This window comes from Fibrobacter sp., from assembly GCF_045112255.1.
Lineage (GTDB): Bacteria > Fibrobacterota > Fibrobacteria > Fibrobacterales > Fibrobacteraceae > Fibrobacter.
In genome coordinates this window covers 121218-130497 of the sequence record NZ_JBGUHR010000033.1, presented here as the reverse complement: position 1 = coordinate 130497, position 9280 = coordinate 121218, and the positions used below count along the sequence as shown (strand labels likewise).

Sequence of the window (9280 nt, the reverse complement as noted above, 5' to 3'; positions counted from 1 at the left end):
TATGCGTGGTTTGATGCAGAAGCCGATCAAGCAGCTCGGTGGTCAGGAAGTTATTGAAAACCCGATTAAGTCCTGCTTCCGTGAAGGCTTGAACGTGATGGAATACTTCATTTCGTCTCACGGTGCTCGTAAGGGTCTTGCTGATACGGCTCTTAAGACGGCTGACGCTGGTTACCTTACCCGTCGTCTCGTGGACGTGGGCCAGGACCTCGTTATTACCGAACCGGACTGCGGAACTACCGACGGTATCGAAGTTTCCGCATTCAAGGACGGTGACGATACTGTCATTCCTCTTGAAGAACGTCTCCTCGGTCGCGCACCGGTCGATGACATCAAGCACCCGGTGACGGGCGAAGTGATCGTCAAGGCTGGCGAACTCGTGACCGAACGCGACCTCCCGAAGATCTCTGCTACGGGTCTTGAACACATCAAGATGCGCTCTGTGCTCACCTGTAATTCCAAGAACGGTGTCTGCGCTAAGTGCTACGGCCGTATGCTTGCTTCCGGTCGTCCGGTTGACCTCGGTGAAGCTGTTGGTGTGCTTGCTGCACAGTCCATCGGTGAACCGGGTACACAGCTTACCCTCCGTACGTTCCATATCGGTGGTGCTTCCTCCCGTTTGACGGTTGAAAGCGACAAGAAGGCTGCAGTCGATGGCCACGTCGAACTCGAACAGGTCGAAACTGTTGACCACGAAGGCCAGAAGGTTGTCGTTTCCCGTATGGGCGAACTCGTTATTTTCGATACGACCGGCATTAACAAGGGTCGTTATCAGATTCCGTACGGTGCAATCTTGCACGTCGAAAACAATGCTACCGTCAAGAAGGGCGAAAGCATGTTCGAATGGGATCCGTATAACAGCCCGATTATCACGAACGTGTCTGGTACGATCGCATTTAGCAATCTTATTGAAAACAGAACTTACCGTATTGAACGCGATGAAATGACCGAAGTCGAAACTTGGATCGTCATCAGCGACAAGCAGCACGGTAAGAACCAATTGCGTCCGGTCATCATCATCAATGATGAACGTGGCGAAAAGGTTGGCCACTTCATGTTGCCTGACGGCGCTATCCTCGCCGTACATCAGGGCGACAAGGTTACCTCCGGTCAGGTTATCGCTAAGCTTCCGCGTGCAGCTGGTAAGACCCGCGATATTACCGGTGGTCTTCCGCGCGTCGCTGAACTCTTCGAAGCTCGCGTTCCGAAGAACAAGGCATTCATCGCACCGGTTGACGGTCTCGTCAAGTACGGTAACGAAGTGCGCAACAACCAAGAAGTTATTATTCAGCAGATGGATGGCAACGAAGTGAAAGTGCTGGTTCCGCGTGGTATCCATCTGGCGGTCAATGACGGTGACCGTGTCCGTGCTGGTCAGAAGATCAGCGAAGGCAGTGTGGACCCGCACGATATCCTCGACGTTCTCGGACCCGAGGATGTGCAGCGCCACTTGGTGAACGAAATCCAGGCAGTTTACCGCCTGCAAGGTGTGGCTATTGCAGATAAGCACATCGAATGTATCGTTCGTCAGATGATGCGTAAGGTCCGCATTTTGGATCCGGGTGAATCGGATCTCTTGCCGGGCGAAGAAATTTCCAAGACCCGTCTCCGTACCGAAAACGAACGTCTGCGCGCTCTCGGTAAGGCTGAAGCTAAGTATCAACCGATGCTCCTTGGTATCACTAAGGCTTCCTTGGCAACGGACAGCTTCATTTCTGCAGCTTCCTTCCAGGAAACCCAAAAAATCCTTACTCGCGCCTCCATCGAAGGCTGCGTGGATCCGCTCATGGGTCTTAAGGAAAACGTGATTATGGGTCGACTTATTCCGTGCGGTACTGGTGCCCGTCACTTGAGGAACGTCCAAGTGATCGATGCCGATGCCGACGAAATGGAAGAACGCTCTCGTTTGCAGAATGTACAGGCTGAAAATTACGAATCTGGTTCCGGAATCCAGCTCCTGGATAACGAAATCGGCTCTTCTGAAGAGGAAGATTCGGATAATTAACAGCTAAGTACTTGAAATATTTGGAAATAAAACTATATTTGCACTCCAAAATCTAGGAGATTAAACAGTGCCAACTATTCAACAGCTCGTCCGCAACGGACGTGAACAGATCAGCAACAGGACCGCTTCCGTAGCTTTGAAGTCCTGCCCCCAGAAGCGCGGCGTTTGCACCCGTGTTTACACCAGCACCCCGAAGAAGCCGAACTCTGCTCTTCGTAAGATTGCCCGTGTGCGCCTCTCCAACAAGATGGAAGTTACCGCTTACATCCCGGGTGAAGGCCACAACCTCCAGGAACACTCCATCGTGCTCATCCGCGGTGGTCGTGTTAAGGACGTTCCGGGTGTTCGTTACCACATCATCCGTGGTACGCTCGATACCCAGGCAGTCAATGGTCGTCAGAACGGCCGTTCCAAGTACGGTGTTAAGAAGAAAGGTGCCGCTCCGGCCAAGAAGTAAGGAAGTAATCTATGTCTAGAAGAAGAAAGGCTCTCCATCGCTCCATCCTCCCGGATCCGCGTTTCCACTCCACGCTCGTCACTGAACTCGTCGGTGTCGTGCTCAAGCAGGGCAAGAAGACTATCGCTGAACAGATCGTCTACACCGCTCTCGACCTCCTCGACAAGAAGGTTGAAGGCAAGGAAACCCCGCTCGAAAAGTTCGAACTCTGCCTTGAAAACATCAAGCCGCGTGTCGAAGTCAAGTCCCGTCGCGTTGGTGGTGCAAACTACCAGGTCCCGATGGAAGTTGCTCCGGATCGCGCCAAGGCTCTCGCTCTCCGCTGGCTCCTCGATGCAGCTCGTAACCGCAACGAAGCCAACATGGCAGAACGTCTTGCTGCAGAACTCGTTGCCGCTAAGAACAGCGAAGGCAACGCAGTCCGTAAGAAGAACGATACGCACAAGATGGCCGAAGCCAACAAGGCTTTCGCTCACTTCCGTTTCTAATTCTTGCGCGCAAGCACAGAATTATCCTAGAGAGAGGCTCCGCTCAAAAAGCGGAGCCTTTTCTGTATTTAATGTCATCCTCGAACGAAGTGAGGGGATCCATACAGTTCTAATTATCTGATTAGGATTATCTAAAAAGGGTAATCCCTTTTAGATAAAAATTGTATATTTACGGTATAGACGAGGTATCGCTATGGATAATGCCGTAATCAATCCTTTTTTGACATCTGGTTATTTGAGTGCAGAGTATTTCTGTGACCGTGAAGAAGAAACTAAGAAACTCACCCGTTTGCTTACGAATGGCAATAATGTGGCGTTGATTTCTTCGCGCCGCATGGGAAAGACTGGGCTTATCAGGCATTGCTTTGCGCAGCCGAAAATCGTCCGTAGTTATAACACCTTTGTAATTGATATTTACGCGACCAAGAATCTTGGCGATTTCGTCTATGAGATGGGACGCCAGATTGTGAATGCGTTAAAGCCGCGCGGCAAGAAGGCTATTGAATCTTTTGTTGATGCCGTAAAATCCTTGAGGGCGGGAATATCTTTTGATGTGCAAGGGTTACCTTCGTGGAATGTTGAACTTGGCGATGTTCAGACTCCGGCAATTACGTTAGAAGAGATCTTTGCGTATATTGAAAGTGCAGATAAGCCGTGCTTGATAGCTATTGACGAGTTTCAGTCTATTTCGAACTATCCGGAAAAGAATATTGAAGCGACTTTACGCACTTATATACAGAATTGCCATAATGCGAATTTTGTCTTTGCGGGTTCTGAACGGACAATGATGGGCGAAATTTTTGTATCGGCGGCGCGTCCTTTTTACCAAAGTGTGTCCATTATGAATTTGAATGTAATTCCCGAAGGTAAGTATTCTGAATTTATAAAGTACCACTTTGAAAAGAATGGACGAAAGATTGATGACGATTCAATTCATGAGGCTTATGCGCGATTTGGCGGTGTGACGTGGTACATCCAGAAAATCATGAATTATGCCTATTCCATTACAGAAAAAGGCAGTTCTTTTAATGTTGCTCGATTGGAAGAAACAGTAGAGGATATTGTCGAGGAAAATTCAGAGATATACATGAATTTGCTGTTTCTTTTGACTCCCCCGCAAAAAACGCTCCTCATTGCAATCGGAAAAGAAGGGCGTGTTTCGCAAATTACGGGTCGCCAATTCTTAAAGAAATACAGCCTTTCTGCAAGTAGTGTTCAAAAGGCGTTAACTGCCTTGCTCGAAAAGCAGATTGTTACGAATAACCAAGGTGTTTATGAAGTCTACGATAAGTTTATGACGATATGGCTCAGCTGGGGGTGATTTTTTTATATTATTCGAAGTAGTCTCAGGGAGAAAGTATGAATAAGTATTTGTCAATTGTTTTTGTTTTGTTGTTCGTTGCTTGTGGTGACGAGAATCCAGTAAATAAACCAGTTGATGTAATTGCGTTATCCTCTGACTTGGAACAGTCTTCGTCAAGTGAAAATGTTCAGTCTTCATCTGCTAAAAAGGTCGTATCGTCATCAAGTAAGGAATTATCAAAATCGTCGAGTTCGGTACGCTCTTCTTCAAGTGCAAAAGTTTCATCATCATCAAGTTCTGTCTTGCCATCGTCATCTAGCTCGGCAAGCTTGTCGTCTAGTGTTGAAATTCTTGAATCTTCAAGTTCTGTGCAATCGTCGTCAAGTGCTGTCTTAGGGTCTTCATCTAGTGAGGTCCTTTCTTCTAGTTCGGTCGCAATATCTTCTTCAAGCGAAGCTTCTTCTTCTAGTGTTTATGTGAAAATTTGTGGACCAGAGCCAAGCACCGTGAGCTTGGAAGAGGTTTTTGAAAATCAAGGTAAGGCTGCGTATCCAGATACCTCTGAATACCAAGTGAAGATATATATAAACTCTCCTGGAGTTCTTGAAATGAATTTTGGGATGGCTATTCTTACTGCGGGACCTGAAAAGTCGATTACAACCGTTAAGAACAGTTTAGTTCAAACGGAAACGGTCCGTAATAATGGGCGTATAAAAGTTACTGATTTAAAAACGGGAAAGGTTTTACCCTCGTCTGATGCCGAAACCAATCTTATGGATTTTAGACAGTTTGTTGGAACGCCGGAAGACTATTCTGGAGTTACTTTTGAAGATGGCCTATGGAAGTTGTCTCCTAAAGATGATGCTGGGAAAATCTTGTATTACTCTGCTTGTGAAGAAAGAGTTATGAAGATTTTTTATGTTTCGGGCGATACAGTGACAACCATGAATTATGCTTATTTTGATGAATTTGCCGATTTTCCTGGAACTGTTAAGTCGATGAATTTGGAAAGATCCGTTTATTTAAGGGATGCCGCTATGCGTGACTATATAAAGTCCGATTCCATGAAGGTTTTCATGGATTGGAGCTTGTATAGGATAAAACAAAGGCATCTTTTGCCAGGTAAGCTGTTTGATATATAGATTAGTTTTTTGTGCAGTTACTGTTGCACAGACAACCTGTAAATGCTTTGCGCGCCTGCTTCTGGAGCGTCTAGCGAATGCTTCCCTGGAGTGAATGTCTGAACGGGGCTTTGCCACAAGATGCGTCCCTGATAATCTAGCTGTAGAACGCAAGCTTTTATGGTGCTTGCCACTTGGATGTGGAGTTTCCCGTTATTGTAGTTGAGCATCCATTGCCCTGTGTGGCGTTGATTCTCGATTTTTGTTGTTTGGCTGCTAGAGGAGCTTGCCGCACTCGAAGAACTCTGAGGCGGAGTACTTTGCATCTTCGTGACGCCTGCCTTCCACGCATCGACGGCGGCCTGCGAGGTGTTGAGCGCCCAGTCGCCTTCGTTTTCCTTGCTTTGGCTGAACCACATGACGGCAAAGACTCGCGAGAAGTTTGTGCGGAACTGCTCGAACATGTCGGTTATCCATTCGGCCTTGTTGCCGCCTTTTTCAGAACTGGATATTTCGGCGATAAAGAGTGGCTTGTCGATGTTTGCGAGCGCGTCGTAGGCTTTCTTGAATACTTGCGAGAATGTTTGCCAGCTGGACCAGCTCTGGCTTTTACCCCAGTTGTATCCGTCTATGGAAATGTAGTCCACGAAATCGTCACCGGGATAGTTCCCGGTTAATGTAGTGCCGCTGCCTTGATTCGAGGCGTTCGTTGTCCAGACCCACTTGACGTTATTCACGTTTTCTTCGCGGAAAATGTTGACGATGTGACGGAATGCTTCGGCGACGTTTGCGTCTGTGTTTCCAGCTCCGGCTTTTCCTACCCCCCAATCGTACCAGTCGCCGTTTGCTTCGTGCAGTGGACGCATCCAAATCTCGTCGCCGAAGCTCCTCACTCCTTTTGCGAATTCTCGGATGTAATTGTCGCATTTGCCGTCAACGATGTCTTGGGCGTTGTAACCGTTTGCCATCCAGGTGACAACTAGCGTAGATCCGTTTTCCTTGGCGACATTTGCGTATTCTTTTGTTTGATTCCAGTCGTTTATATCGAATAATGTAAAATGGCTGATGAGGTCGATGTGGTGACCTTGCATGTTCTGAAATGCCTCGACATTCTCGCGTGTGGGCTGCGGGTATTGTCCAGGGCCTCCGACCCAGGCTCCGATTTGAAATGCCATTGCTGTAAAAGGTGCGATTCCTAGGAGCATAAGTAGTTTCTTGAACATGATGTTTTGGTATTGATAGTGTATAGACTTGTTTAACCTAAAAATACGTATTGTCTCGTTTTTGGTTACAAAGTATTGTTTGCGTTTTTGCTATAGTGTATCTATTGTTATCTATTGAAAAGCTGAGGTGCCCTATGACGGTCGATGATTTTTGCAAGTGGATAGAGTCTTCAGGATTTAAGGATGGGGACAGGCTCCCTTCCGTACGCGAGGTTGCCGCATCTTCGGGGGCTTCGACATTTACTGTTTTTCGTGCATACCGGAAACTAGTTTCCCTTGGAAAGATTTATGGGGAAAAGGGCAATGGGTATTTTTGGGGGCCAAGATCGTGTATAAAGGTTGAAGTGCGTGAACGTGAAACCGATCGCTTGGAAAGGCTCTTGCTGGAAGACTGGAAATCTGGTAAAATTGTGGCCGATAGCCCGATCCCGTCTATAAAAGATTTATGCTTGGCTTATGGGACAACGCAAGGTTCGATGAGCCGTACGCTAGTGCTTTTGCGGGAAAAAGGCATCCTGGAGCGCAAGGGGCTTGGCCACTATTACTTTGGAAATAGAAAGTCTGCCTTGACGGAATCTAAAGAAATCCTTTTGATAATGCGCTGTAATCCCTGTGGGAATTTCAACGGCCTGAGTGAACGCGAATTGCAGTTTATGCATAGTGTCTATGCGGTTGCGCATCGGCGTAATTTGAAGCTGAAGGTGCTTGGCTATTTCGAAAGGGAATGTGCGTTTCTGGATTCGAGCGGAGCGCGGATTGAAGTGGAAAGCTTGCGTGACAGATTCGGGGCGATCGTTTCGACAATGCTTGTGTTCAATGTGAATACGCTTTTTGCAAAGCTTTCACGGACGCAGTTTCCGGTAGCCGTGTGGTGGGAGCATCCGTTATCGGCTATCCCACGCGCCTTAAAGAGGGAAAAGCGGTTTGCTTTTTTCAATCTTGCTTTTGGTGAATTTCCTGGACGGTCGGTGGGGCGTTTTCTGAAGGAACGGGGGGTGTCGAATGTGGCGTATGTTTCTCCGTATCATTCTAGTTCATGGTCTATCGATCGTTTGCGTGGCCTTAAAAAAGCGGGGCTGCAAGTTTATGAGGCGACGGATGCGACGCATGCAAGCCCGTTTGACTTTGTGCATGAGCCTAAGGCTCGGTCTCATTTTAGGCGTATCTTGTTGTCGCTGGTCCGGGATATCCCGCTTGTGGATGCGTGGGTGGTCGCGAATGATAACGTAGGTGTAGAATTGCAATCGCTTTTTATGAGCAAAAAGCTGAAGCGCCCGCCTTACATCGTGTCGTTTGACAATTCAATGGAAAGCTATCGAAATCGTCTGGATTCATTCGAGTTTTGCATAGAAACGCTTGCGGAACAGTCTGTGTTTCATCTGATTTCGCCTGGCATTACCTTATACAAAAAAGACGACTTCCGTGAACTTTCCGGTCATGTTGTGGAAAAATAAAATTATTTTATATATTATCCATATCGCAAGGGAATTTTTATGAAAAAGATTTTTGAAAGCTGCGTTTTGATGATTTCCATTCTTGCCGCTGTAGCTTCGGCCAAGGGACTTTATTTGGAAGGTTCTCTAGGCATAGCCAAGGCGAACTACATTGAACAGGAGCGCCCTCGTCGGTTGCAGCAGGCCAATGACCATGTGAATGAATGTTTTGAACACGAGGATTGTGTGGATACGGGGCCTAGCGGGAAATATGCTCCGCGGGACCGGGTGGAATATGTGGGTTATGGTCCTGTGCTGGATTTGAAAGTAGGGTATGGCTGGGAGAAGCTGGCTGTATTTGGCGTTGTTCAGGGAACATACACCGAAGGTCTTCATGAGTTCGATTGTTATGTCGTGAGCGAACCTGTGGAATACAATGGCGACGATGATGGCTATGCGTTCCACAATCATTGGGTAGAGCACGAGGAGTATATTCGCTACAGTGAACTCCATTCCTTTTCAACGCGGTTGTTCTTTGGGGCTGGTTTTACGTTCTTCCCCTTTGCGAAAAAGGAATTTCCTTTGACGGGATTCCATGCCGGTGCGTCGTTTGGATTTTCCATTATCGAGACTCAGGTAGATGAGGAAAAGTCTGGTGTTGTGGGTCGGAATCATGGTACTATTGAGATAACATCTGCTCCGAATTACAGCATCGATTTTGATGTGGGGCATACCTGGTCTATTAACGAAAAGTGGAACATGGGTATTGCCTTGACTGCGTCGTTTGAAAATCCGATTGAATCTGAAAAGGAATACAGCACGTTCAACCTTCACACGATCTGGGTGGGGCTGCGATTCGCAAGGAAGTAATATCCCATTGTTGGTTTAAGATGAAGGTGCTTTGCCCGTGATGCTTTCGAAAAGAATGAATTTGTTTGCGCTGTTCTACATTTTGGTGATTGCGGTATGTGCTATTGCGCAACCGTCTGTGCAGCCTGTTGAAGCGAACGAGCCGATTTTGCAGGACTCGTTGGAGACTGATTCACTTTCGAAGATATCGTTAGCACTTGATGTTGATACGAGCGGCTTTGTCGATACGAATAAAGTTGAAAGTATTGATGCTGGGGTTGAGGGATCTTCGGGTGTTAAGTATGAGTATTTTCCCGACGGATTTTATATGGAGATTGCTTACCATGCTCCGTCTGTAATTCAAGTTCCTTTTTTTTGGTATAAGGAATAATAAACGTCTT

At 47.1% G+C, this 9280-nt stretch carries 8 protein-coding genes and 1 pseudogene; 8 read left to right on the top strand and 1 reads right to left on the bottom strand.

All coding sequences use genetic code 11. From position 1 onward, the window contains the following. The 5 genes and pseudogenes from ACJMM9_RS03895 to ACJMM9_RS03875 form a co-directional block, all read left to right on the top strand. Positions 1-2005, top strand: a pseudogene (locus tag ACJMM9_RS03895) (DNA-directed RNA polymerase subunit beta'); the annotation flags it as partial. A 67-nt stretch (positions 2006-2072) separates the two neighbouring features. Then, the gene (gene rpsL, locus ACJMM9_RS03890) at positions 2073-2462 is read left to right on the top strand and encodes a 30S ribosomal protein S12 (RefSeq protein ID WP_015731968.1); all 390 of its coding nucleotides are present in this window, start codon (positions 2073-2075) and stop codon (positions 2460-2462) included. An 11-nt stretch (positions 2463-2473) separates the two neighbouring features. Beyond that, entirely contained in the window at positions 2474-2950 is a 477-nt protein-coding gene (gene rpsG, locus ACJMM9_RS03885) for a 30S ribosomal protein S7 (RefSeq protein ID WP_072829989.1), read from the top strand. Positions 2951-3143: 193 nt separating this feature from the next. Further along, complete coding sequence (locus ACJMM9_RS03880) at positions 3144-4271, top strand: ATP-binding protein (RefSeq protein ID WP_405324017.1); 1128 nt, start codon at positions 3144-3146, stop codon at positions 4269-4271. 38 nt (positions 4272-4309) lie between these two features. Then, positions 4310-5395 (top strand): hypothetical protein, encoded by a 1086-nt coding sequence (locus ACJMM9_RS03875; RefSeq protein WP_405324015.1) that lies wholly within the window; start codon positions 4310-4312, stop codon positions 5393-5395. A gap of 17 nt (positions 5396-5412) precedes the next feature. On the opposite strand, the gene ACJMM9_RS03870 is transcribed toward ACJMM9_RS03875, so the two are convergent. Further along, on the bottom strand, positions 5413-6549 hold the full coding sequence (locus tag ACJMM9_RS03870; RefSeq protein WP_405324013.1) for a glycoside hydrolase family 26 protein: 1137 nt from the start codon (positions 6547-6549) through the stop codon (positions 5413-5415). A 182-nt stretch (positions 6550-6731) separates the two neighbouring features. On the opposite strand from ACJMM9_RS03870, the gene ACJMM9_RS03865 reads away from it, so the two are divergent. The 3 genes from ACJMM9_RS03865 to ACJMM9_RS03855 are packed head-to-tail and all read left to right on the top strand — an operon-like array spanning position 6732 to position 9270. Beyond that, positions 6732-8051, top strand: a complete 1320-nt coding sequence (locus ACJMM9_RS03865; protein WP_405324011.1) for a GntR family transcriptional regulator — start codon at positions 6732-6734, stop codon at positions 8049-8051. A 39-nt stretch (positions 8052-8090) separates the two neighbouring features. Further along, entirely contained in the window at positions 8091-8900 is an 810-nt protein-coding gene (locus tag ACJMM9_RS03860) for a hypothetical protein (RefSeq protein WP_405324009.1), read from the top strand. 37 nt (positions 8901-8937) lie between these two features. Continuing rightward, positions 8938-9270 (top strand): hypothetical protein, encoded by a 333-nt coding sequence (locus ACJMM9_RS03855; RefSeq protein WP_405324008.1) that lies wholly within the window; start codon positions 8938-8940, stop codon positions 9268-9270. Positions 9271-9280 lie beyond the last annotated feature (10 nt).

Bases quoted from the DNA above. Each gene is read 5' to 3' on its own strand.
- ACJMM9_RS03860 (WP_405324009.1), top strand. From the start codon at position 8,091: ATGAAAAAGATTTTTGAAAGCTGCGTTTTGATGATTTCCATTCTTGCC.
- ACJMM9_RS03870 (WP_405324013.1), bottom strand. From the start codon at position 6,549: ATGGCATTTCAAATCGGAGCCTGGGTCGGAGGCCCTGGACAATACCCG.
- ACJMM9_RS03880 (WP_405324017.1), top strand. From the start codon at position 3,144: ATGGATAATGCCGTAATCAATCCTTTTTTGACATCTGGTTATTTGAGT.
- ACJMM9_RS03875 (WP_405324015.1), top strand. From the start codon at position 4,310: ATGAATAAGTATTTGTCAATTGTTTTTGTTTTGTTGTTCGTTGCTTGT.
- rpsG (WP_072829989.1), top strand. From the start codon at position 2,474: ATGTCTAGAAGAAGAAAGGCTCTCCATCGCTCCATCCTCCCGGATCCG.
- ACJMM9_RS03865 (WP_405324011.1), top strand. From the start codon at position 6,732: ATGACGGTCGATGATTTTTGCAAGTGGATAGAGTCTTCAGGATTTAAG.